Source organism: Neorhizobium sp. T25_27 (genome assembly GCF_002968565.1).
Lineage (GTDB): Bacteria > Pseudomonadota > Alphaproteobacteria > Rhizobiales > Rhizobiaceae > Neorhizobium > Neorhizobium tomejilense.
This window is the reverse complement of record NZ_PVBJ01000015.1, coordinates 86,548-108,924: the sequence shown is the minus strand read 5'-3', so window position 1 is coordinate 108,924 and position 22,377 is coordinate 86,548. Positions and strand designations below refer to the sequence as shown.

Below are 22,377 nucleotides of genomic sequence, written 5' to 3'. Positions count from 1 at the left end.
CTTCATGCCTCAGCCGGGATACCAGACAATGCGCGGGTCGTTGTCCGCGCGCTCGTAGCGCCATGCGCGATCGATCATCTGCTCGAGATCGACCTGCGGTGCCCAGCCAAGCAGCATTCTTGCTTTGGAATTATCGAGCCAGTTGCTGTGAAACGGGGTGTCGATCTCGATCGGCCGTAATCCATGCCGCGCCGCCAAACGGGCGCCGAGATCGCCGTAATCCACTGGCTGGTCCATTGAAATGTTGAAAAGCTGGCCGGTGGTGCGCGGGTTGTCGATAGCAGCCAGGATCGCGCCGACCAGATCGTCGACATGGACGAAATTGCGCCTGAGGTAGCCGCCCCTCGCGTCGCGCATGACGGGCGCATAGCCGCCCTTGCGGCACTGTTCGAGCGCATCTGCGTCGATCAGTTCCGCCCAGCTTGGGCCGCCGAATTGGTCGTCGCCCAAGGCAAGCGCGAAGCGGAAGTCATCCTTTTCCATGATCCAGGGCGCCCGCAGGGTCGTCCAATTCACCCCATACTGGATGCCGAACTGTTCCAGCATCACCTCCTCCAGGGTCTTGGTCAGGGCATAGCAGCCCTTGTAGGCACGGCGCGCCGACGTTTCCGTGATGGGCTCATCGTAGCGCTGGAAGATATGGCCCACGGTGCAATCGCCGCTGAGAAGGATGAACTGCCGGGCGGTATCGGATTTGCGGAACGCGTCGAGCAACAGGAAAAGGCCCTTCAGCGCGACATCGAAGATCTGTTCCGGCGTTTCCTTGACGGCGGCCATGTGGATCACATGGCTCACGCCCTGCAGGGCCCCGGCGACCACGGCGGGATCCGACATGGAACCCGCAACGACGGACAGGCGGTCTGCAGGCATGACGGTCCTGTTGTTGCAAAGCGCCACCACCTCCCAATCCGCGAAACGGAGATCAGACAGGAACGCCGGCAGGAAAGCCTGCCCTACCTTCCCCGTGCCGCCTGTAACCAGCAGTTTCATGTCGCACTCCCCTGCAACATTTTTTGCATGAGGGATTTTGTTTACTAATAATATTAAGTCAAGTAATTAGTTATTAAATGCGCAAAACGGGAACGCCGGCGGGCAAAGAGCGGCCTGCCGGCGCGCCAGGAAACCATCGCGGGGAGGGAGAACCACGTGTCGCGACTTGTCTTTTCAGGAATTTCGAAAAACTTTGGGGCGATCCAGGCACTCAGCGACGTGTCGCTGTCCATCGAACCGGGAGAAGTGCTGGGACTGATGGGTGACAACGGCGCGGGCAAGTCCACGCTGGCCAAGATCATCGCCGGCAATTTCCGCCCGTCTACCGGCGAAATCAGCATCGATGGAATTTCCGTCGTCTTTCACAAGCCGATCGATGCGCAGCGCGAGGGGGTGGCGATGGTCTACCAGGACCTCGCGCTCGCCGACAATCTCTCGGCCGCCTCAAACGTCTTCCTGGGCAGGGAGCCGCTGCGCCGGTTCGGACCGATCCGATACATCGATTACAAGCGGATGAACACGGTCTCTGCCGACCTGTTCAAGCAGCTCAAGTCCGAAACCCGCCCGCGGCAGCTCGTGCGGCGCATGTCCGGGGGGCAGCGCCAGGCGGTCGCGATCGCCCGCACGCTGCTGTCGGAACCGAAGATCGTGATGATGGACGAACCGACGGCGGCCATCTCAGTACGCCAGGTGGCCGAAGTGCTCGACCTGATCCGCCGCCTGCGCGACCGCGGCATCAGCGTGATCCTGATCAGCCACCGGATGCCGGACATTTTCAGCGTGTCCGACAATATTGCCGTCCTGCGCCGCGGGCGCTTGGTTTGCCGCAAACCGGTGGGCGCCTCATCGCCCGAGGAAGTGACCGGACTGATCACCGGCGCCATCGATGCCGCTTAGGAGAAAATCGCCATGACGACACTCGACGAGATCATCAACAATTCCCGGCACGACAGCTGGTTTGCCCGGCTGAAGAACCTGCAGGTCTTCTGGGTCTTCATAGCGGCCGTGCTGGCATGCCTGGCCCTGTCGCTGATGACTGATGCGTTCACCAGCGACCGCAATCTCTTCAATGTCGCCCGAAACTTCGCCTTCGTGGCGATCATTGCCATCGGCATGACGGCCGTGATCGCATCGGGCGGCATCGACCTGTCCGTCGGCTCGAGCGTGGTGCTGAGCGCCATGGTGATAAGTGTGGCTATGGCCAGCGGCATGGGTTTCTGGCTGTCTGCCGCTCTTGCGTTGGGTGCCGCCCTGCTGGTCGGCCTGTTCAACGGCATCCTGATCGCCTATGCCGGCATGCCGGCCTTTGTCGTGACGCTCGGGAGCCTGTCGGCCGCCCGGTCCCTGGCGATGGTGCTTTCGGACAACAAGATGATCTGGGAATTCGGTCCCGATCACGACCTGCTGCTGTGGATCGGCGGCGGCTCGACACTCGGGCTTCCCCATCCATTATATGTGCTGTGCGTGCTGGCCGTGGTCATGTCGCTGGTGTTTCGCTGGACGAGGTGGGGCCAGCATCTTTTCGCCATCGGCGGCAACGAGAACGCAGCTGTGCTGGCCGGCATTCCGGTGCGGCGGCTGAAAGTCAGCATCTATATGTTCTCGGCCATGACCGCCGGGCTGGCCGGCATCCTGATGGCCGGCTGGCTGGGAAGCGTCACGACCAATCTCGGACAGGGAATGGAACTGACCGTGATTGCCGCCGCCGTGATCGGCGGCGCCAATCTGGCGGGCGGGGAGGGCAATGCGCTTGGCGCGGTGGTTGGCGCATTGTTGATAGAGGTGATTCGCAACTCCCTGATCCTGTTGGGCATCTCGACTTTCTGGCAAGGAATGTTCATAGGTACGTTCATAATCGTTGCTGTGGCATTCGACCGATTCCGGAATATGCGGAGATAGGTGGAAAACTTTGCGGTGTTGTGGCGAGCGACATGGAGAACGCCTTGAAACCAACCATGATGGATGTCGCGGCGCGAGCAAGTGTGTCACAGGCAACCGTTTCCCTGATCCTCAACGGCAGTGCCGGCGCCCGCTTCAGCGAAGCCACGCGCAAGAAGGTGATGGATGCGGTTCAGGAGCTCGGCTACAGGCTCCCCAACAGGTCGCCGTCGGGCGACCTGTCCGACAACAGGGTCATCTGCTTCATCACGGACGAGCTGACAACCGATCCCTGGATGGCGCTCGCTTTCGAGGGCGCGCGGGAAAAGGCGCTCGAATTCGGCATCATCGTCACGCTCGGCATTTTTCGCGCGGGCGAGGACCCCGAGGAGGACGTGTTTTCGCTGTGCCAGCAGCAGCCCTTGATGGGCTATATCTTCGGCACCATCCTGACCCGCAAGATCGACCCGCCGGCGGCCCTGTTCACCGTGCCTTCCGTGCTGGTCAATTGCTACGACCAGGACAGGCGACTGCCCTCCATCGTGCCGGGAGACGTCGCCGGTGGCCGCGCCGCCACGGAGCGGCTGATCCGTGCCGGCCGCAGCCGGGTCGCCTTGATCAACGGCCAGGAGGGTCTCGACAATCCGCGTGACCGGTTGCGTGGCTACAAGCAGGCGCTGGCCAGCAACGACTTCACCTTCGACCCGCAACTGGTGCGCTATGGAAATTGGGAGCCGTCATCAGGCTATAGCGAAACCCATCTCCTGATGGATCTGCCCAATCCCCCCGACGCCATCTTCTGCGCCAACGATCTGATGGCGCTGGGGTGCGTCGAGGCGCTCAAGGAGCGGGGAAAGTCCGTCCCGAAGGACGTCTCCGTGATCGGGTTCGACAATCGCGACATCGCCCAGTTCATCCGTCCGCCGCTGACGACACTGCACCTGCCGCTGTTCGAGATGGGCGCCATGGCGGTGGAAATGATCCACGACATCGCCGGCGGCCTGAAAAGCAGCCATGACCAGCTGAAGGTCGAATGCGCCCTCGTCGAGCGTGAATCCGTGTAATCGATCGCGGGATACAGCACGATTTAGAGGATGCTTTTACTGCCGGACGCTTGCAAGAAACTGCTGAAACCTAGGTGACTTCGGAGACTGAAAAAGCTCCGCGGGAGAGCCTTCTTCTTCCACGGCTCCCTTGTGAAGAAAAACAACTTTATTCGAGACGTCGCGGGCGAACGCCATTTCATGGGTGACGACCAGCATCGTTCGTCCCTCCTCGGCCAGCGATCGCATGACCTTGAGGACCTCTCCGACCAGCTCCGGATCAAGCGCCGACGTCGGCTCGTCAAACAGCATAACCTTCGGGCGCTGGGCGAGTGCGCGGGCAATTGCAGCACGCTGCTGTTGCCCCAGCCACCATCGTGAATTGGGAGGCGTAGCCTCGGATGCTTGGCGGCAAAGCGCACGCCTTCACGCCACCTGAACCGCAGCCGTACCCCGAAGGTGCTGTCCGAGGTGAGGTATTTGATGACTGCGTAGGCAGAATTTTGAGGCATATGCCGAATTCATGATCAGTTAATGATCTGAAAATACAGGTAACTTCGAAAAATGCGCTATAAAAATATCAATTGACATATTACAGGAGATACTGGAGGCTCACCGTGATTATCGAATAGGGCTGTGATGAAAATTCTTGTTCTCAATCCGAACAGTTCGGCGAAGGTGACCGAGGCAATCGCATCGAGCATTGCGCCGTTGCAGGCGGTGACGGCGCACACGATCGTATGCGATCGCCTTCCCGATGCGCCGATCGGCATCGAGACGGATGAGGATGTGGCGCTTGTCGCGCCTATGGTCGTCGACGCGATCGCTGCAAGCGATGCGGATGCCTTCGTCGTAGCCTGCTTTTCTGATCCGGGTGTTGCTGCGTCGCGAGCGGCGACGAGCCGACCGGTGGTCGGCATCGCGGAGGCTGCATACTATGCTGCACTGCAACTCGCACCGCGCTTCGGCGTCGTCTCGCTTGGAGCTTCTTCGGTTGCTCGCCATGCGGCCCATATCGAACGGCTGGGCCTGACTGCGCGTCTTGCAGCCGACAGGGCTGTCAACATGTCCGTGGCGGAAGCGAACGACCTGAGCCTGGCCGGCGCGTCGGTCGCGCGCACTGCCAAGGTCATGGCGGAAACGGATGGTGCCGGTGTCGTGATCCTCGGCTGTGCCGGCATGGGCGGTCATCGTCCCGTGCTGCAGCAGGAGTTGGGCGTGCCGGTCGTCGATCCCGTTCAGGCGGCCGTTGCGGCCGCGATCAACGCGCTCGATCTCCAATATTTCGCTAGGGGATGATCCGATGGAGCTTGTCGTCAAGGGTCGCGTTGTGGTGCCGGATGGCATCCTGGAAAACGGCTGGGTCGCGATCTCCGGCGGTCGCATAGCCGCTGTCGGAACGGGCGAGGCGCCTGCAGCCGCGCGCATCGACGACCGTGGGAATGCGCTTATCCTCCCCGGTGTGGTGGATGGCCAAACCCATGCGACAAGCTACAAGGGCCTCCCCGGCATCGCCGACACCACGCGCTCGGCGATCGCAGGAGGGGTCACCACGTTGGTCGACATGCCATATGACAATCCGGAACCGCTTGATCGGCCGGGGCGTCTGGATGCCAAGGTCGCAGCGATCGCAGCGTATTCTCATGCCGACATGGCGCTTTATGGAACGGCGACCCGTGAGACGGGCACGGCCAACTTGGTGGCGCTGATCGAAGGCGGCGTTGTCGCCTTCAAAATCTCGTCGTTCGAGAGCAATCCCGTGCGCTTCCCGCGGATCGGCGAGGACCTCGCGCTCGACCTGATGGAGTCGCTGGCTTCGACGCGCATTCCGCTCGGGCTGCACAACGAGGATCAGGAGATCGTCATGGCTCGCATCGCGCAGGCGAAGGCGGCTGGCCGCAACGGGATCGTTGCGCATGCACAAGCACGGCCGGAGGCGGCCGAGCTGGCGGCGACCGGCCAGTTCCTGGCTCTCGGCCTTGCAAGCGGCGCGCATGTCCATCCGGTCCATCTGACGACGGAAGCTGGCTTTCGCCTGACCGGAGCGGTCGCCGGACTTGGTGCCGCGGCAACAGGCGAGCTTTGTGTCCATTATCTCTGGCTGGATGCCGCGCGCGACGGCGATCGGCTCGGAGCGCGGATGAAGGTGAACCCGCCCATCCGTTCGGCTGCGATCGATGGCTTGTGGCAGTCGATTTCCGACGACCTCGTGGCATTCGTTTCCTCCGATCATTCGAGCTGGCCGATCGACAACAAGCTGACCGACTCGATCTTCGATGCAGGTGCTGGCGTTCCCGGCCTCGAGACACTCTTCCCGGCGTTCTTCACGGCTGCCGAAGCGCGTGGCTTCGACGCTGCGCGCCTCAGTGCCGAATATCTGGCTGAGCGTCCCGCCCGCTTCTTCGGCATCGACGACCGCAAGGGCGCGATCGTCGTCGGCCGCGATGCCGACCTAGTCGCACTCGAACAGGGTTCGTTCGTCTGGGACGAGACGGCCTCTCATGACGGCCTGAACTGGAGCCCCTTCCACGGCGAGACCTTCACGGTCCGCGTGGCGGCAAGCTGGCTGCGCGGGCAGCTCGTCTGGGACGGCAAGGACATTCTCAACAGCCCCGGCAGCGGACAATTCGTACCGCGCGCCACCGCGGGCTGGTATGCGACCGAAAAGGACTGACGATGGCACGTCTTGACGAAAAGGTGCGCGGCGTCTTCGTGATCTCGGCCACTCCGTTCCGGGATGACGGATCGCTCGATCTGGATAGCCTCGACCGCGTGACAGACTTCTACCTTGAGGCAGGTGCCGATGGCCTGACCGTTCTCGGCATGATGGGCGAAGCACCCAAGCTGACGGGCGCCGAGTCCCGACAAGTCATCCAGCGCGTCATCGCACGGGCGCAGGGCAAGCCGGTCGTGGTCGGCGTCTCGTCGCCCGGTCTTGCGGCTCTCGCCGAAGTCAGCCACGAGGCGATGGCACAGGGTGCTGCCGGTGTGATGATCGCGCCGCCGATGAACTTGCGCACGGACGCGCAGATCCTGAACTACTACCGCCAGGCCTGTGGATTCCTGGGCAGGGACGTGCCGGTCGTCCTCCAGGGCTTCCCGCTGGCGACGACGGTGCAGATCAGCGACGACCTGCTTGGGCGCTTGATCGACGACCTGCCGCAGATCGTCATGCTCAAGCATGAAGACTGGCCGGGCCTGTCGAAAATCTCGAAGCTTCGCGATGCGGAAAAGAAGGGTCGACGGCGCATTTCTGTGCTTTGCGGCAATGGTGGCGTTTTCCTCCCCGAAGAGGTCGCGCGCGGCGCCGATGGCGCCATGACCGGCTTCGGTTTCCCGGAAATGCTGGTGCAGGTTACTGATCTGGCGGGTCGCGGCGAGATGGATCGTGCTCAGGACCTCTTCGATGCCTACCTGCCGCTCGTCCGTTACGAGCAGCAGCCCGGCGTCGGGCTTGCGGTTCGCAAATACGTGCTGGCCAAGCGTGGTGCCATAGCCTCGGCCGCGCAACGCCAGCCCGGCGCGCAACTGGATGCGCTGGCGCAGACCGAAGTGGAGCGGCTGCTTCGCCGGCAGGAAAAACGTCTCGTGGAGCTGGGCTGATGGATTACGGATTTACCGGACACAAGGCGCCGGTTCGGGGTGCAAGCCGCGGGTTTGGCGCGGCGTGCAATACGTGGAAATAAATCAGTAAGTAAAATCGAACCAACAAAAAGGGGAATGACATGATGAAAAAAACACTGTGCCTTGCTTTCCTTGCCATGATGACGACCTCTGCGCTGGCGGAGCCGACCCTCACCAAGGGAAAGATCTCGTTTGCCGCAGATTTCGCCGCGGCTCCGAACCAGTTCATCCGCACCGATGGCCAGAAGGACGGCCTCAACGTGGACATGTGCGGTGAGATCGGAAAACGCCTCGGGCAGGAAGTCGAGTGGACCAACCTTGCGTTTCCCGGCCTGGTCCCCGGCCTCCAGGCAAAGCGCTTCGACAGCCTCTGCACCGCGATCTTCATCAACCCGGACCGCCTGAAGATCATGAACATGATCGCCTACGTCCAGTGGGGCGAAGGCATGATGGTGCCGAAGGGCAATCCGGGCGGCATTTCGTGCGAAGGCAAGATCGGCATGCCGGCCAGCTACAATGCCTGCTTCGATGGCCTGGCCGGCAAGGTTGTTTCGGTCGCCGCCGGCGGCACGACCAACAAGAACCTCCAGGCGCAGAGCGACCGCATGGTCGCCGCCGGAAAGAAGGCGATCGACATCCGCGCCTTCGATTCCAACTCGGAAGCCATCCAGGCGGCCGTGACCAAGCAGGTCGATGCGGCCTATCTGAACGACCCGCAGGCAGCCTATTACATCTCCACCAGCAAGGCGCCCTTCGACATGGCGTTCACCGGCAACGCGGCCAACCGCCTTGCTATCACGACGCTGAAGGACAATACCGAGCTGGCGAACATGATCGTCAAGGCGCTCGAAGCGATGCGCGCGGACGGCACCTATAACAAGATCGTCGAGAAGTGGGGCGTGGCTCCGGTCGATGCCTTCGTCCTCAACCCGCAGTGATCTGATATAGGTTGACGATGCAGTTCTCGGTCGAGACATTCCTGCATTATCTGGCCCAGCCACGGTTTGCCACCGTGGCTGGCGTCACCCTGCTGGTCGCGATCGCGGCGCAGGCGATCGGAACCGTAATCGGGTTGATTTTGGCGCTGTGTGCCCTGTCGCGGCACAGGGTCTTGCGGATATTCTCAGGGACCTGGGTCTGGCTTTGGCGTGGCACGCCGCCGTTGGTCCAGCTTTTCCTTCTCTATTTCGGCTTGCCCCAGCTCGGCATCCGGCTCGGGGTGCTGGAGGCGGGGTTGATCGGCCTCGGTTGCTATTCGGGCGCCTACATGTCCGAGATCATACGCGGTGCATTGCAGAGCGTGCCCCCCGACCAGATGCAGGCCGCCCGGGCCATGGGCATGAGCTGGCTCGGAGCCATGCTGCACGTGATCCTGCCGCAATCGGTGCGGTTGATCCTGCCGCCGTTCGGCAACGAATTTTCCTCGATGATGCGCACCACATCGCTTCTTTCGGTCATTTCCTTCAGCGAGCTTCTGCGCGTCACGCGAACCGCCATCAACGAAACCTATGCTGTCGTCGAACTCTATGCGGTCGCGGCCTTCTGGTACCTGCTGATGTATTCCGCCTGGATCATCGTGCAGAGCCAGCTCGAACGTTACGCCGCAGCCGGCAGCGTCAAACGAAACATGACCAACGCCGCGACCCCGGTGGCGAAAGGTTGAGACACTCGTATTCCGGAGAAACTGAATGAAGACCGCTGTTCTGTTCGGCGTCGGCGCCATGGGCGGGCGACTGCTGCGCGTACTCGAAGCCGACTATCCTTGCGTCGAGATCGTCGCGGCCGTGGACGCCGATGCCGCGAAGATCGGCCGCACGCTGGCCGACGTCACGGGCTACCAGCGTTTCGGCAGCGTAAAGATCGTGGGTGATCTCGCTTCGGCGCTCGCCGGAATTTCAGAGAAGCCGGACGTGCTGGTGCATATGACGGAGTCAAAGCCTCACCTTATCAAGGAGCAACTGCTTGATGCCCTGAATGCAGGCCTCAATGTGGTGTCGGCTGCCGAATCCATGTTCTATCCCGGCCTTCGCTATGGCGAATTTGCTGAAGCGCTGGACAGCGCGGCGCGGGCTAACGGTGTGTCGATCACCGGCACCGGCATCAATCCCGGTTTTTCCTACGATGTGCTTCCGCTGGTTCTGGCGCGCGGCACCAGCGCCGTAAAGCGCCTGACCATCCATCGCTGCATCGATGTCACCGGCACGGGGCCGGGGGATATCGAGCATGTCGGATACGGCCTGACGCCCGAGGAATTCAACCGCCGCATCGCAAATGGCCGCGTCGAGGGTCACATGGGTGCGCCGGAATCGCTGATCCGCATCGCAGATGCCCTCAATCTGGAGATCGACGAGATTACCGAGGCATGGGATCTGGAAACGGCTGATTTCGAGGTCGACAGCGGCGACCCGACGCTCGGCATCCTGCCGCCCGGCCGCGTGATCGGCATCACCCAGCGTGCCCGGGCGCTGCATCAAGGCGGGGAAGTGCTCAGCACCTCGCTTGCCATGTACTACCAGCCGGAAAAATTCAATCTCGTCGAAGAAGACCGGATCGAGATCGATGGCGCCATGCCTGTCAAAATGTCAATCAAGCCTGCCATGCAGTCGCTGTTCGGCGCGGCCAATATCATGGCCAATACGATCGTGCCGCTAGCCGAGGCCGAGCCGGGTCTCGTGTCGCCGCTGGATCTGCCTACGGGCGGCACCGTGCGCGGCGTTTCGCGCTACGCGGTGGATCCGTCGCGCCAGGCGAAGCCCGGTTACCTGCCGGTGACGAGAAGGATCTGATTTCGTGGGTTTCGACGCTGGCATATTCCTGGATATCGTTCAGTCGCCTCTGCTGCTGAAGGCGGCCTGGGTGACGATCTGGGTTGCCGTCGTCGCTCAGACGATTGGAACGGTCCTCGGCTTCGTCCTGGCAGGCATGCTGGCGGCGCCCAAGCTGCTGCGCTGGCCGGCACTCTGCTTCATCTGGGTGTTCAAGGGCACGCCGCTCCTGGCGCAGATTCTGTTCTTTTATTCTGCGCTGCCGCAGATGGGCGTCCCCTTGAGCCTGGTCGCGACCGGCCTGCTGTCACTGGGCCTGAACGAAGGGGCTCGCATGGCCGATATCGTGCGCGGCGGCCTGATGTCCGTCTCCCGCGATCAACGCGAGGCAGGCCTGGCGCTGGGACTTCATCACTGGCAGATCTTCCTCAAGGTGGTGTTCCCGCAGGCAATAAGGGCAATCATACCGCCGCTCGGAAACAATTTCAGCTACATGATCAAGGCCACGTCGCTGCTCGCTGCCATCTCCTTCGCCGAGCTCCTGCGCGTCTCCCAGCAACTCGCCCAATCGACCACCCGTTCGCTTGAAGTCTATATGGCCGTTGCGCTCTGGTATCTCGTCATCCTGACGATCTGGATGCTGATCCAGCACCGGATCGAAAAGGCGGTCGCGCTGAAGACGTCCAGTCACGTATCCGCACCGCCGCCGATCATCGAGCGCACCGTAGTGCGAGGCGATCCGGGACCAGATGCACCTTCTCGTCGCGACCCGGTGCTCGAGGCGCGCAACCTCACCCGCAGCTTTGGGCCGATCAAGGGACTGGACGATGTCTCGCTTTCTGTCGGCAGAGGCGAAGTCGTGGTGGTCCTCGGACCGTCGGGGTCGGGCAAGAGCACGTTGCTGCGCGCGCTGAACTGGATCGAGCCGGCGGACAGCGGCGACGTACTGCTGAATGGCGAAAGCCTGCCATGGGCCGACGCGGCCCGCCACATCCCGCGACCGGAGCGTGAGCTTGACAAGCGCCGCCGGCGCATCGGCATGGTGTTCCAGAGTTTTGCCCTGTTTCCGACGATGACCGCGCGGCAGAACGTTGCTCTCGGCATGCGCAGGCTTCTCGGCATTGCGAAGGCGGAAGCACTGGCGGCCGCGGACGGGCTGCTCGAGAAGGTCGGTCTTGGTGACAAGGTGCATTCTTATCCCGTAGAACTGTCCGGCGGGCAGCGCCAGCGCGTCGCTATTGCCCGGGCATTGTCCATGAAGCCGGATGCCCTGCTTTTCGACGAACCCACTTCCGCGCTGGACCCGGAATCGACCGGGGGCGTCCTGGGCGTGATGGCGGATTTGGCCGGACAAGGTTTGACGATGGTGATCGTCACCCACGAGATCGGCTTTGCCCGACGAATAGCCGACCGTATCGTCTACATGGAGCGTGGGCGACTTCTGATGGATCTGCCGCGCGAGCAGGCTTTCAACGATGAAGCGCCTGATTACTTTCGTGCCTTTCTGTCTCGCGAATAGTCAGGGATAAGCCATGTGGAATTGCTTGCTGGCAAGGAACGCTGTCTATCCGTTGCGCCTTGGACGTGCATATCTGCTTGAACAATCGCTGGATTGCAGGCCGAAACGCCGAGTTACATATAGGAGAATGCATGGGTGAGGTAACCCCAATCAGGAAGAGGCGGCGCGTGGTGCAGCCGGCAAAGCCGGCCTCGCTGACCGAGCAGGTCTATGATGCGCTGCGAACCCAGATTCTGACATGCGTCATCCGGCCGGGTCAGGAATTGAACGAGGCCGAAGTCGCGGAGCGCTTCGACATATCCAAGACGCCGGCCCGCGAGGCATTGGCCGCCTTGCGGCAGGAGGGACTGGTCAGGTCCTTTCCGCGCCGTGGCTACCAGGTCACGCCGATCACGTTTGCGGACATGGACGAACTGTTCGACGTGCGAACCATCCTGGAAGCGGGAGCGGCTGAACTCGCCTGTACGAAGCTGACGCCGGAGCAGATAGATCGCCTGAATTCCCTGGCCGATGCGACCTACAATCAGGGCGAGGAGCTCAGTCTGGCTACGTTCATAAGGTCCAACCGCGAATTCCATCTGGCGATTGCGGAAGCGACCGGTAATGGAAGGCTCGTCCAGCTGCTCACCCATCAGATCGATGCGCTGGAACGCTTCTTCTATCTCGGCGCCCAGTTGCGGGATGTGAACAACGAGACCAACGTCTCCCACCACCAGATCGTGGAAACCCTGGCCCGCCGTGACCAGGCAGCGGCGCGGGAAATCATGATCCGTCACAACGAGCAGACCCGCCAGGGCCTGTTCCAGGCGCTTGCAACGGGGCGAGGGTACGACCTGATCAACCTCTAGCGCTGGGAGATCCGCACCGAAATTTTGAAGGCGCGGGCCAAGGTCCCGCATGAACAGGAATGAAGATGGAAGTCGGGTCATTGTGGGAGGCGGTTACGCCAGCCGCGCCCAAATGCGCAAAGCTGACGGACGCGATCACCGCCGATGTCGTGGTCGTGGGTGCGGGATTCCTTGGCCTTTCATCCGCCCTGCACGCCGCCGAAGCGGGGCTCGACGTGGTGCTGCTCGAGAGTCATCAGCCCGGCTTCGGGGCATCCGGGCGCAATACCGGCTTCGTGGTTCCAAGCCTCAAGACGTCGCTCGGCCCTGCCGAGGTCGTGGCGGCGCTCGGCACCGATCATGCGGGACGCTTGCTGAAGCTCGTCGCCGAATCCGGCAAGGCGGTGTTCGACCTGATCGAGCGCCACGAGATCGACTGCGACGCTGTGCAGAACGGCTGGTTGCAGCCGGCACATTCGCGTGCGGCGGAAGGAGTGCTTCACGGTCGCATGCCGCGGCTGCTCTCGGCGGGCGTCGATGCCGAATGGCTCGATCGCGATGCCATGCTCAAGCGCACCGGGCTGCCGTCGCTGCATGGTGGAATACGAGTGGCTTCCGGCGGGCAGATAACGCCGCTTGCCTATGCGCACGGGCTCGCGCGCGCTGCCATATCGGCGGGCGTGCGACTGTTCGGCGACAGTTCCGTAAAGAGCATCGAACCCGATGGGCAGGGTTGGCGCGTGCGGACTGCGGGTGGCGAGGTTCGCGCCCGCCGCGTGCTCATGGCCACCAATGCGCTGATCGGCAACCTGTTGCCGGAGCTGCGTGCGTCGATCATTCCCGCCCGCGTTTTCCAGATCGCGACCCAGCCGTTGCCCCGGGCTCTTCGTGCGACCGTGTTGCCTGACATGGCCCCGATTGCCGATACGCGCCGTCATACCTTCGCATTGCGCTGGTCTCCTGACGGACGGCTGGTGACCGGGGGTATGGTGCCGCCGCTGCCTGGACGAATGGCGTTGGCCCGCAGGCTTTTTGCAAATCGTCTTCGCCGCATGGTTCCGGATCTCCCGGAAGTCAGCGTGCAATATTCATGGACCGGGATCATTGCCGGTACGCTGGATTTCCTGCCGCGGATGATGCGCATCAAACCCGGCATCGACGCGGTGATCGGCTGCAACGGCCGCGGCGTCGCGCTGACGACGGCTCTCGGACGAGAAATTGGTCCCTGGCTTGCCGGCCGGATGGCAGACGCGGACCTGACCTTGCCGCTGACCGCTCCGCGGCCGATTCCCTTCAGCCGCATATCCGGGCTTGGACCGCATCTCATCCTGCCGATCTGGGAGGTCCGGGACGCTTTTGAAGCGCGGTTCCGATAGAGCCGCACACATCTGGAAATCCAATTTTGCAATCAAGGAGTCATGACATGAGCGAAGAAAGGGTTGGCGGCAAGATCAAGTGGTCTCGCCAGGAAGAGGTCGCGCTGACCTGGGTGCATCCGGACCAGGAGTTCAGCCACCGGCTGATCACAAGGAAGCTGCACGGCTCGTCGATTTCCTTCCACATCACAACTTACATGCCGCACTTCGACACCATGGTGGAGGGCGATGGCGTGCATGAGGTGATCCTCTATTGCCTGCATGGCTGGTCGAAGCAGATCGTTGAGGAGACCGGCGAGGAGCACATCTTCAAGCCCGGCGATGCAATGTACCTGCCCGTGAATTACCGCTACCGCCACATCATCGGCGAGGCCGGCCTCGTGATCGCCGTCTGCGCCAACCCTTCGAAAGAAGCGGGTGACATGTAATCTCCGTGCGGGCGGGGATAAGCCGCCGCCCGCTAATCCAGCCGTGAGGGTTCCGGACATGACAGGCATAGCACCCAGGCATTTTGCGCCGTCTTCATTCATATGGGCCGAATTGACGCGTGCGGAGCTGGCGGCGAAGCGGGATGCCGGTGCTTTGGTCGTGGTGCCGACCGGCGCGATCGAGCAGCACGGCGACTTCCTTCCCGTGGAGACCGATACGCTGCTTTCGGCCGCCGTTTCCGAACTCGCGGCAAGCCGCGTAACCAGGGTGGAAATTGTCGTGGCGCCCGCTATTCCCGTTGGCTTCTCGCCGCATCACCTCAGCCATCCGGGCACGATCAGCCTACGGCTGGAAACCTATCTGGCGGTTCTTTCCGATACCGCACGGTCAATCCTGGATTCCGGATTTCCGCGCGTCGTCTTCGTCAACGGCCATGGGGGCAACTCGGCGCCGTTGCGCTCGCTCTGCGCCCAGATGGTGACTGACGGATATGCGGTTGGCATGGTCGATTATTTCGCACCGGGCGAGAAGGACTGGCTGCCCCTTCTGAAGGGCGCACTGCCGCGCACCGGCCATGCCTGCGAACAGGAGGCGGCGCTGACGATGGCATTGACCTCTCCGGCGGCGCGCGAACGGGTCCGATCGGCGATCGAGGGGCTTCCGGCGCGCCTGGTGCAGCCCTGGATCGCGCCGGGCCACGCGGACGATCCGATCACCGCGTTCGGGGCCGGTTGGCCACCGATCTTCCAGGCCGACGACTGCGGCTATTTCGGCGATCCGGCAAAGGCTACCATGGAAAATGGGGCCTTGATCCTCGAAGCGACGGTTATGGGATTGGCAGCATTTTTGGAAGCATTCGCCCGTACACCGTTGCGGCTGGGAATCGCTCGTGACGCCGCCTCGCCGAGACTTACGCGTGAGATCTCAAATGCAAAACAAGGGAGCTGACCTCGCCGAAGGCTAGCCGCTATGGTAGCGCAGAACAGCGACTATAGAAATGCAAGCCTTGTAGGCGATCTGACCAATGAATTCAGCGTGTTAGATCCTTTCCGAGGAAGAAATCGGCGGTTCGCATATTTGTAAAGGCCGAAGAAGCTCCTCCGGCACAGCGCCAGATGCCAATCACGGTGAACGCGCAACGGCGGCTTCGCGCCCTCATGTCCGTCGTCAAAGCTACATCGTCCGAGTTCTAAAAGTGGACATTGCCAATTAACCCGACTAGGCGCCGCCGGCGAACGTTCTCGCCGGTTCGTCCTATCTTCGTTTCGCGGCTGTGCCGCGCGCTCGGCGCCTTTACAAACTATCTGATCGAACTGAAGCTCAACGCGGCGGCCTCAGCATCGGGACGAGCGTCGGCGACGAACCGACCTGGATCGCGCCGAGCGGTTCGAAGCCGTAGCGTCGGTAGAATGGAATGTTACGCGGGTTAGAGGACTCCAAATAGGCTGGCGCGTGGTCTTGATCGCACCGTGCGAGCGCGTACGCCATCAAGGCGTCGCCGTGACCTTCGCCTTGATGCGCCGGGTCGACGCCGATCAGGGGCAGGTACCAATGTGGGTCGGTCGGGTGGTAGGCGGCCATCTGTTCGAATATGGCCGTGGTTTCGGGGGTAAGAGAGCGCGCAACCGTGCTCTCGAGCACCGCACCAAGCCCTTCCTCGTCGGAATGGACCCCGGGCGATAGCCACAGCGCCGTCCCGGCATAACCGTCGGTGCAAAAGGCAGTTCCGTTAGAGAATGCGCTGCTCCCGAACGCCCGGATCATTCGCGGCATGGCCGCAAGGTACTGGTGTGCATGCGGCCAGGTCCATCGCGCCATAGGATCCGCAGCAAACGCCAGCATGACCGTTTCGACCGCCAGATCTTCCTCGGCCGCGGCCATAACTCTCACTGTTGGAGATTTCATAATGCCCTCCTGACGTAGGTGGTCCGACGCAGCGACCGGGTCCGTTCTTAGCTACGCATCGTAACGCGGACGGCGTGGGAGCGATACCGGTTGCTGCTAGCTAAGAACGCGTTGAACTGTTAGCCACATGCTGCGGAGCCCCGAAATGCCAACTGCGTGTACCGGTCTTGCGGGAGAACAAGGCTAAGGTTTTCATTCTGGTTCGAGCTTACGGGTATGGATTTCCGCCAGAGCAAGCCCAGCTTCGCCGGCGACCGAATAGATCAGGTAACGCCTTCCATCTTCTTCGTAGACCGCTGGATCGCGAAGTTGCCTAACAGGTTCATCCGCAGGACCAATCACTGATGGTTCGATGGGAAGTCGTCCGCCTTCCCAATCCCGCTCTGGCCCAAGTAAGATTCTTGAGGGTCCTTCCCGCCATGTCAACCACTCACCGTCGAGCCGCACTTGTGCGTACAGCAGGCATTCAGGAGCATCGCCTCGATTGCTATAGACCACGTGAAGGATATTGTCTTCTATCCACACTGCGGAATGGCGCATATGACGCGTGAACAGCATAGGCCCAGCGCTAAATCCAGAGATTCCGTCAGATGACCGGTAAATCTGCCCTGGCATCGCAATCGCGTATACCCAAGGACCGTGAGTGAATAACCGGGCATACGGGTTCATCAGATTGTCAGGTTGGGCTATGAAGTGGATGCCATCGAGCGATATCGCCAAGCGTGTAAACTGGTTCTTGATCTCGTCGCCGCCGTGAAAAAACATGCGGAATTGCTTCTGTTGATGATCGATGACGATCTCCGGGGACGCCAAATGGTGGGTGAAACCGGATTTCGAAAGCGGAAGTGTTCCCTCCTCGTAGATGATCCACGGGCCTGTCAGACGATCTGCATATGCAAGGCGGATATGATCTCCTCGATGATGGGCAAAATAGAGATAGTAACGTCCAAGGGGGCGCTCTACCCAAGAAGGGACCCTGATCAGGCTCGGTCCATTGATGTTAGTCCCGATCCGCGGCGACATGGCGGGCACGATGATGGGTCGGTCCAGAAGCCGCACCGCAACGAGTTCATTGTTCTCCACGCCTTGCCTCCCAGTCTCGCGGTCAGGTTACCGGCTCCCGGTTTGGAGTAAACAGCCTTAGGGAGTGAAACATCTTTCTCAAATCGGCAAAGCTGAGAGCTACTTCACCGGCGACATAGCGGAACTCGAATCCGGATCTTTCTGTCTTCGCGAAAACACTCTTGGCATATTGCTGCCTTCTCGAAGCTATCTGGCGTTCGTAAGGTTGAGGTGTCGTAGACGACGGCAGACTCGGGAGGATGCCAAGAACGAATGGAACCTGTCGGTGAAGGAGACCCCAGAACTTAAAGAGCTGCGAGCGACACTTCGTTCGCAAAACGGATTTCTGCAGAAGACCGATAGTTGTGCCGACAATCCAGAAGCCGCGCTGGAAGAAATCAGCTGAAAGCACCATCCAGATAAACAACCTGGCTGTCCTGTTGTTCAATCGTGCAGGCGCATCATCTTGAGGAGGACGTGATGATTTCGAAAATGTTGAGAAGCTTTGCCCTGGCCAGCCTGGCCATGGGTTTGGCGACTGTTGCCCATGCTCAACAACCCTGGGAGGACGTTGTCCAGGCGGCGAAGAAGGAAGGAACTGTCACGCTCTACACGTCGCAGGTCGGCGTTCCTCAGCTTGACGAGATCTTGTCTGCATTCACCGACGAGTACGGGATCAAGGCACTGAAGCTCGAACTTCGAGGGAGTGAGTTATTTGAGAAGCTGCGCCTCGAACTTGCGACCAATCGAGGTGTCGCGGACATGTCCTTCAGCGGAGGTTCCGTGTCGCTCGAGGCGATGGGCGTGCTCGATAAACACGGTGCCATACCCAATGCAACTCGGCTAGCGCCCGACTTTGCAGGAAGCGAGCTGAGGCTGCCGATCTTTTCGCAAAGCATGGGTATCGTGGTCAATGCTTCAGTGCCGAAGGAGAAACGCCCGAAAAGCTGGGCGGATCTCGCGGATCCTGCTTGGAAGGGCAAGATCCTATCCGACGATTTTCGCTCCGTTGGAGGCGGCGGCCTGTTTTTTGCGGTAACCTACGACAAACTCGGTGAGGATTATCAAAAGCGCCTTGCTGAAAACAAGCCCGCCTTCACTCGTGAAATTCGAGACAGCCCTCGTCGTGTCGCACGCGGTGAGTACCCGATCTACATTCCCTTCATTCTGCCCGATACGCTGCTGAACAAGGGTTTGCCTCTTGAAGTCATTCTTCCGTCCGAGGGTCTTGTTTATGGCAACTTTGATGGAGCCGTTGTCAAGAACGCGCCACATCCCAATGCCGCCCGGGTGCTCTTGAATTTCTTCCTCTCTGACAAAGCTCAACTCATTTATGCAGGTTCCGCACGGCGCCCGACGGTTACCGGTCTTGAGGATCGGTATCCTCCTAACGTCAAAGATTTTTTGCAAGCTCCGTTGCTCGGCACGCAGGAGGACGCAACGGTTCGAGCCGAAATGCTCAAGCGTGCGACAGTAATGTACAAGTGAGGCAATGCGAGCGATGTTGGATGGCAATCGCTTGTGGGATGATTTTCTCACTCACGCCGGCTTTGGGGACAAGGCGGCCGGCAGTGCTGGGGATCACGCCACAGCAAGCTGGATCGCCGGCGAGCTTTCCAAGGCTGGATATCAGCTGGAGACGATACCCGTTCCTGTGCCGACATTTCGGTCGCGTCGATGTGAGCTGGTAGGACAGGGTTCCTCGGTTGAGGTCTACCCTCAGCCCGTTGTTTTCCCAACGCCGGATCATGGCGTGGAAGGGCGATTGGCGATGGTTCATAGCCTTTCTGACGCACAAAGAGCGGCAGGCTGCATTGCCGTCATTCTGCTGCCCTATGGTCGTCATGCCGCGATCTGGACGTCAGTCGTTGGACCACTCTTGAAAGCGGTTACAAAAGCCGACGCTCTGGCTGCAATCATTCTGCCGTTCGGCCCGACCGGCGAGATTGTCGGCCTGAACTCTTATGCGGACCGGCCGTTCGTTCCGTTGCCCGTGGCCATTGGCCGTCCGCTTGATTTGCCTTGCTACGCGGCGATGGCTTCTGCCGGACAACCTGTAAGGCTCTACCTAACTGGAGACGTGGAAACAGGCGATAGTCCGACGTTGGTCGCGCGGATGGCTCGTGGCGATCGATGGATTGTGTTGTCCACTCCTCGATCTGGTTTCTTCACATGCTCGGTCGAACGCGGCACTGGTACGGCAGGTTTTCTTGAGATCGCGCGGTGGCTGCCACGAGCGTTTCCCGCGCACTCCTTGTTCTTGATGAACAGCGGAGCCCATGAGCTGAGGTTTGCAGGGACCCGCGCGGTGTTAGACTTGGCGCCCGCACCCGATAAGACAGATGTTTGGGCACATTTTGGCGCGGGACTAGCTTCTCGCGCTCGAACGGAAATTCGTGGTGGTCGAATGCTTGACGTTGCGGATTTCAACCGCATTTGCATGGTGACGCCCGCTTTGCACGAAGCGGCAGGGGCAGCTTTTGCCGGTTTGCCAGGATTGGACGATCCGCAGCGCGTATTATCGGAAGCGGGTGAATTATCCACGATCGTACAGAAAGGCTACAAGAAGGCTTTCGCCTGCCTAGGGGTCAACTGGAGCTGCCATACCAGGCTCGATCTTCCGACGGAGGTTTCACGGAGCCTACTCGAGCCGGTAATCGAAGCGCACCGTCGCTTGATAGAGGTCTCTGTTCACGGCAAGTGATCGAGTACAACATCTTCTCGCTCGATGTTCCTTTTAAGCGCGATCCGTTCCCCCCTAGCATCCTGGTTGGCGGGATGCCCGAGCGCTCATCATTGAAGATTGCATGTGGGGTCCCGGTGCCGATCGCCGGGTTAAATAATTGTTATCGCTCTGGGGTCATCGCATGATGCCTATTCACAGCTTGGCTGCAGGCACATCGGCGGCCACCAGTGCACGCAGCCGGGTGGGGTCGGTTTCGCGGATGTGGTCTTCGACGGCTTGAGCATCGTGGGTCATTGTGAGCAATGCCTCGCGTGGGTCAGGATAAAAACGGGCAGGGGGTGAATTTAACCCGCGCACGCTTCCTGCCAATCGCACCTGAAGCTCAGTTTAGGGTGCGATTGGTTGGTTGCTTGGGTGGCAACGTGGTGACCTACTTAACCGCGAGTGCTTCGCCTAAAGGCGGGCCTGCGGGCAGGAGTGGGGCCAGTTTGCTGCGCCCTTCGAGGTCGTCCAACAGCGCGATCCACAGGGAGATGCACAACCCGACCATAACGACGAGGAAGGGTGCTGCCGCGATGATCGACGCGGTCTGCAGGCCTTGCAAACCTCCCATCACCAGCAACACGCAGGCCGACGCGCCGGCAAGGACGCCCCAGAGGACGACGACGCCACGTGCAGGCTCAAGTGCGCCGTGAGACGACAGCATGCCCATCACAATCGAGGCGGCATCCGCTCCCGAGATGAAGAAGATCGCAACAAGGAATATCGCGAGGAACGAAGTGACCGCCGTTCCCGGATATTGTTCGAGTAGCGCAAACAGTGAGATTGCGGCACCCTGATTGTTGACCGCCTCGACAAGACCACCAACCCCCATCAGTTCCGAATGCAGCGCCGTACCACCCATGATGGTGAACCAAAGGAAGGTTACGCCGCTCGGAATGAGCAGAACGCCAATGACAAATTCGCGGATGGTGCGCCCTTTTGAGATGCGCGCGATAAAGACGCCGACGAAGGGCGCCCAAGACACCCACCAGGCCCAGTAGAAGATCGTCCAACTCCCCAGCCACTTGCCGTCGCTGAAGGCGGCGGTGCGGAACGACATTGTGACGAGATCGGCCAGGTAGTCGCCGAGCGCTTCGGTGAAGGTGTTGAGGATGAAGATGGTCGGTCCAACGATGGCCAGGAACACCAGCAACGCGGCGGCGACCACCATATTCATGTTGCTCAGGAATTGTACGCCCCTGCCCACCCCGGACACTGCCGACAGGATAAACAACATCGACAGCACCGCGATGATCGCAAGGGCAATGCCTGTCCCTTCACCAGTTCCCCAGAGAAAATTCAGACCGCTGTTGATCTGCTGTGCACCAAGTCCAAGCGACGTCGCCGTGCCGAACAGTGTGGCGATGACGGCGAGAATATCAATCGTTTTACCGATCGGTCCATTGACCGCCTTGCCCAGCAGGGGGGTAAACGCGCTTGAAATCAGGATGGGCAAGCCCTTGCGGTAGGTAAAGTAGGCGATCGCCAGACCGACAATCGCATAGATGGCCCAAGGGTGCAGGGCCCAATGAAAATAGGAATATTTCATCGCAAGCAGAGCGGCTTCCTTGGATTGCGCGACCGCCAGCCCGTGAGGCGGGGCGCCAAAATGGAAAACCGGCTCGGCAACGCCCCAGAACATCAGGCCGATGCCCATGCCGACGCTGAACATCATGCATACCCACGAAACAGTCCGGAATTCCGGAAGCTCGTCATCAGCCCCAAGCCTGATCTTGCCGAAACGACTAATCGCCAGGAAGCCGGCAAAGACCAGGAACAACGCGGTCGAGACAACAAAGCCCCATCCGAAACCATTGATGATCGCCGAAAGCGTGGCTTGTGTGACTGAGGCGAGGCTATCCGGGGCCAATGCTCCCCATGAGATGAACCCGGCCGTTATTGCTAGGGCCGGCCAGAATACCGCCGGATCTATGCTTCGCAATCTGTCTGTAGTCGACATGCTTTATCCCTCCAGATTTATGTAGTGACGTTCCCTTGACTTTTCCGGATACCGCGACGGGGCCGACTTCTTGAGAGAGGCCAGGTCGTGGGCTGATAATGCTGTTGAGGTAGCGACGCCGGACGCGCCTTTGTGTTTGTGCGGATCTACGGCCGCTTTCCTTAGTGATTAACAGATCACTCGCTTGCACTCGGGTCAGTTGCGACCATGAGCTTGTCCAAAACCGAATTCTTGTAGGCAAATTTCCTGGCTATTTGCGAAAGAAGCCGGC

At 60.7% G+C, this 22,377-nt stretch carries 21 protein-coding genes and 1 pseudogene; 17 read left to right on the top strand and 5 right to left on the bottom strand.

Features of this window, described 5'->3' with window-relative positions:
• Positions 1 to 9: 9 nt before the first annotated feature.
• Positions 10 to 990: an NAD(P)-dependent oxidoreductase gene (locus C5J24_RS29085; RefSeq protein WP_105422973.1), complete on the bottom strand. Its 981-nt coding sequence runs from the start codon at positions 988 to 990 to the stop codon at positions 10 to 12.
• A 219-nt stretch (positions 991 to 1,209) separates the two neighbouring features.
• On the opposite strand from C5J24_RS29085, the gene C5J24_RS29080 reads away from it, so the two are divergent.
• The 3 genes from C5J24_RS29080 to C5J24_RS29070 are packed head-to-tail and all read left to right on the top strand — an operon-like array spanning position 1,210 to position 3,932.
• A complete protein-coding gene (locus tag C5J24_RS29080) occupies positions 1,210 to 1,887 on the top strand; it encodes an ATP-binding cassette domain-containing protein (RefSeq protein WP_205412894.1) in 678 nt (225 codons plus the stop codon).
• A 12-nt stretch (positions 1,888 to 1,899) separates the two neighbouring features.
• A complete protein-coding gene (locus C5J24_RS29075) occupies positions 1,900 to 2,889 on the top strand; it encodes an ABC transporter permease (RefSeq protein ID WP_105422969.1) in 990 nt (329 codons plus the stop codon).
• Between the two features lie 44 nt (positions 2,890 to 2,933).
• Positions 2,934 to 3,932, top strand: coding sequence for a LacI family DNA-binding transcriptional regulator (locus tag C5J24_RS29070; protein ID WP_245441285.1), 999 nt, complete (start codon positions 2,934 to 2,936; stop codon positions 3,930 to 3,932).
• 36 nt (positions 3,933 to 3,968) lie between these two features.
• On the opposite strand, the pseudogene C5J24_RS29065 reads toward C5J24_RS29070, so the two are convergent.
• A pseudogene (locus C5J24_RS29065) lies at positions 3,969 to 4,277 on the bottom strand (ATP-binding cassette domain-containing protein); the annotation flags it as partial.
• A 273-nt stretch (positions 4,278 to 4,550) separates the two neighbouring features.
• Here C5J24_RS29065 and C5J24_RS29060 point away from each other — a divergent pair.
• From C5J24_RS29060 to C5J24_RS29010, 11 genes are all read left to right on the top strand, one after another.
• Positions 4,551 to 5,210: an aspartate/glutamate racemase family protein gene (locus C5J24_RS29060; protein ID WP_105404521.1), complete on the top strand. Its 660-nt coding sequence runs from the start codon at positions 4,551 to 4,553 to the stop codon at positions 5,208 to 5,210.
• A gap of 4 nt (positions 5,211 to 5,214) precedes the next feature.
• Complete coding sequence (locus C5J24_RS29055) at positions 5,215 to 6,585, top strand: dihydroorotase family protein (protein ID WP_105422967.1); 1,371 nt, start codon at positions 5,215 to 5,217, stop codon at positions 6,583 to 6,585.
• Positions 6,586 to 6,587: 2 nt separating this feature from the next.
• Positions 6,588 to 7,514 carry a dihydrodipicolinate synthase family protein gene (locus C5J24_RS29050; RefSeq protein ID WP_105422965.1) on the top strand — a complete coding sequence of 309 codons (927 nt, stop codon included), beginning with the start codon at positions 6,588 to 6,590 and terminating at the stop codon, positions 7,512 to 7,514.
• Positions 7,515 to 7,636: 122 nt separating this feature from the next.
• Complete coding sequence (locus C5J24_RS29045; protein WP_105422963.1) at positions 7,637 to 8,473, top strand: ABC transporter substrate-binding protein; 837 nt, start codon at positions 7,637 to 7,639, stop codon at positions 8,471 to 8,473.
• 17 nt (positions 8,474 to 8,490) lie between these two features.
• On the top strand, positions 8,491 to 9,198 hold the full coding sequence (locus C5J24_RS29040) for an amino acid ABC transporter permease (RefSeq protein ID WP_105422961.1): 708 nt from the start codon (positions 8,491 to 8,493) through the stop codon (positions 9,196 to 9,198).
• A 25-nt stretch (positions 9,199 to 9,223) separates the two neighbouring features.
• Positions 9,224 to 10,321, top strand: a complete 1,098-nt coding sequence (locus C5J24_RS29035) for a hypothetical protein (protein WP_105422959.1) — start codon at positions 9,224 to 9,226, stop codon at positions 10,319 to 10,321.
• Between the two features lie 4 nt (positions 10,322 to 10,325).
• Positions 10,326 to 11,819, top strand: coding sequence for an amino acid ABC transporter permease/ATP-binding protein (locus tag C5J24_RS29030; RefSeq protein ID WP_105422957.1), 1,494 nt, complete (start codon positions 10,326 to 10,328; stop codon positions 11,817 to 11,819).
• Positions 11,820 to 11,950: 131 nt separating this feature from the next.
• Complete coding sequence (locus C5J24_RS29025) at positions 11,951 to 12,667, top strand: GntR family transcriptional regulator (RefSeq protein ID WP_105404514.1); 717 nt, start codon at positions 11,951 to 11,953, stop codon at positions 12,665 to 12,667.
• Between the two features lie 65 nt (positions 12,668 to 12,732).
• Positions 12,733 to 14,022 carry an FAD-binding oxidoreductase gene (locus C5J24_RS29020; protein ID WP_172724180.1) on the top strand — a complete coding sequence of 430 codons (1,290 nt, stop codon included), beginning with the start codon at positions 12,733 to 12,735 and terminating at the stop codon, positions 14,020 to 14,022.
• 47 nt (positions 14,023 to 14,069) lie between these two features.
• The gene (locus C5J24_RS29015) at positions 14,070 to 14,450 is read left to right on the top strand and encodes a hypothetical protein (protein ID WP_105422953.1); all 381 of its coding nucleotides are present in this window, start codon (positions 14,070 to 14,072) and stop codon (positions 14,448 to 14,450) included.
• A 58-nt stretch (positions 14,451 to 14,508) separates the two neighbouring features.
• Positions 14,509 to 15,399 carry a creatininase family protein gene (locus tag C5J24_RS29010; RefSeq protein ID WP_105422951.1) on the top strand — a complete coding sequence of 297 codons (891 nt, stop codon included), beginning with the start codon at positions 14,509 to 14,511 and terminating at the stop codon, positions 15,397 to 15,399.
• Positions 15,400 to 15,771: 372 nt separating this feature from the next.
• On the opposite strand, the gene C5J24_RS29005 is transcribed toward C5J24_RS29010, so the two are convergent.
• Complete coding sequence (locus C5J24_RS29005) at positions 15,772 to 16,356, bottom strand: N-acetyltransferase (RefSeq protein WP_105422949.1); 585 nt, start codon at positions 16,354 to 16,356, stop codon at positions 15,772 to 15,774.
• A gap of 192 nt (positions 16,357 to 16,548) precedes the next feature.
• A complete protein-coding gene (locus C5J24_RS29000) occupies positions 16,549 to 17,439 on the bottom strand; it encodes a hypothetical protein (RefSeq protein ID WP_105422947.1) in 891 nt (296 codons plus the stop codon).
• A 64-nt stretch (positions 17,440 to 17,503) separates the two neighbouring features.
• Here C5J24_RS29000 and C5J24_RS32125 point away from each other — a divergent pair, with 64 nt between their 5' ends.
• The 3 genes from C5J24_RS32125 to C5J24_RS28985 all read left to right on the top strand — a co-directional run bounded on the left by C5J24_RS32125 (position 17,504) and on the right by C5J24_RS28985 (position 20,122).
• A complete protein-coding gene (locus tag C5J24_RS32125) occupies positions 17,504 to 17,824 on the top strand; it encodes a hypothetical protein (protein WP_172724179.1) in 321 nt (106 codons plus the stop codon).
• A gap of 74 nt (positions 17,825 to 17,898) precedes the next feature.
• Complete coding sequence (locus tag C5J24_RS28990; RefSeq protein WP_105422943.1) at positions 17,899 to 18,906, top strand: ABC transporter substrate-binding protein; 1,008 nt, start codon at positions 17,899 to 17,901, stop codon at positions 18,904 to 18,906.
• Between the two features lie 13 nt (positions 18,907 to 18,919).
• Positions 18,920 to 20,122 (top strand): hypothetical protein, encoded by a 1,203-nt coding sequence (locus C5J24_RS28985; protein WP_105422941.1) that lies wholly within the window; start codon positions 18,920 to 18,922, stop codon positions 20,120 to 20,122.
• A gap of 412 nt (positions 20,123 to 20,534) precedes the next feature.
• Here the strand turns inward: C5J24_RS28985 and C5J24_RS28980 are convergent, their stop codons facing one another.
• Positions 20,535 to 22,106 (bottom strand): BCCT family transporter, encoded by a 1,572-nt coding sequence (locus tag C5J24_RS28980; protein WP_105422939.1) that lies wholly within the window; start codon positions 22,104 to 22,106, stop codon positions 20,535 to 20,537.
• Positions 22,107 to 22,377: the final 271 nt, after the last annotated feature.

Bases quoted from the DNA above. Each gene is read 5' to 3' on its own strand.
- C5J24_RS29085 (WP_105422973.1), bottom strand. From the start codon at position 990: ATGAAACTGCTGGTTACAGGCGGCACGGGGAAGGTAGGGCAGGCTTTC.
- C5J24_RS29075 (WP_105422969.1), top strand. From the start codon at position 1,900: ATGACGACACTCGACGAGATCATCAACAATTCCCGGCACGACAGCTGG.
- C5J24_RS29060 (WP_105404521.1), top strand. From the start codon at position 4,551: ATGAAAATTCTTGTTCTCAATCCGAACAGTTCGGCGAAGGTGACCGAG.
- C5J24_RS29055 (WP_105422967.1), top strand. From the start codon at position 5,215: ATGGAGCTTGTCGTCAAGGGTCGCGTTGTGGTGCCGGATGGCATCCTG.
- C5J24_RS29050 (WP_105422965.1), top strand. From the start codon at position 6,588: ATGGCACGTCTTGACGAAAAGGTGCGCGGCGTCTTCGTGATCTCGGCC.
- C5J24_RS29045 (WP_105422963.1), top strand. From the start codon at position 7,637: ATGATGAAAAAAACACTGTGCCTTGCTTTCCTTGCCATGATGACGACC.
- C5J24_RS29040 (WP_105422961.1), top strand. From the start codon at position 8,491: ATGCAGTTCTCGGTCGAGACATTCCTGCATTATCTGGCCCAGCCACGG.
- C5J24_RS29035 (WP_105422959.1), top strand. From the start codon at position 9,224: ATGAAGACCGCTGTTCTGTTCGGCGTCGGCGCCATGGGCGGGCGACTG.
- C5J24_RS29025 (WP_105404514.1), top strand. From the start codon at position 11,951: ATGGGTGAGGTAACCCCAATCAGGAAGAGGCGGCGCGTGGTGCAGCCG.
- C5J24_RS29020 (WP_172724180.1), top strand. From the start codon at position 12,733: ATGGAAGTCGGGTCATTGTGGGAGGCGGTTACGCCAGCCGCGCCCAAA.
- C5J24_RS29015 (WP_105422953.1), top strand. From the start codon at position 14,070: ATGAGCGAAGAAAGGGTTGGCGGCAAGATCAAGTGGTCTCGCCAGGAA.
- C5J24_RS29010 (WP_105422951.1), top strand. From the start codon at position 14,509: ATGACAGGCATAGCACCCAGGCATTTTGCGCCGTCTTCATTCATATGG.
- C5J24_RS29005 (WP_105422949.1), bottom strand. From the start codon at position 16,356: ATGAAATCTCCAACAGTGAGAGTTATGGCCGCGGCCGAGGAAGATCTG.
- C5J24_RS28990 (WP_105422943.1), top strand. From the start codon at position 17,899: ATGATTTCGAAAATGTTGAGAAGCTTTGCCCTGGCCAGCCTGGCCATG.
- C5J24_RS28985 (WP_105422941.1), top strand. From the start codon at position 18,920: ATGTTGGATGGCAATCGCTTGTGGGATGATTTTCTCACTCACGCCGGC.
- C5J24_RS28980 (WP_105422939.1), bottom strand. From the start codon at position 22,106: ATGTCGACTACAGACAGATTGCGAAGCATAGATCCGGCGGTATTCTGG.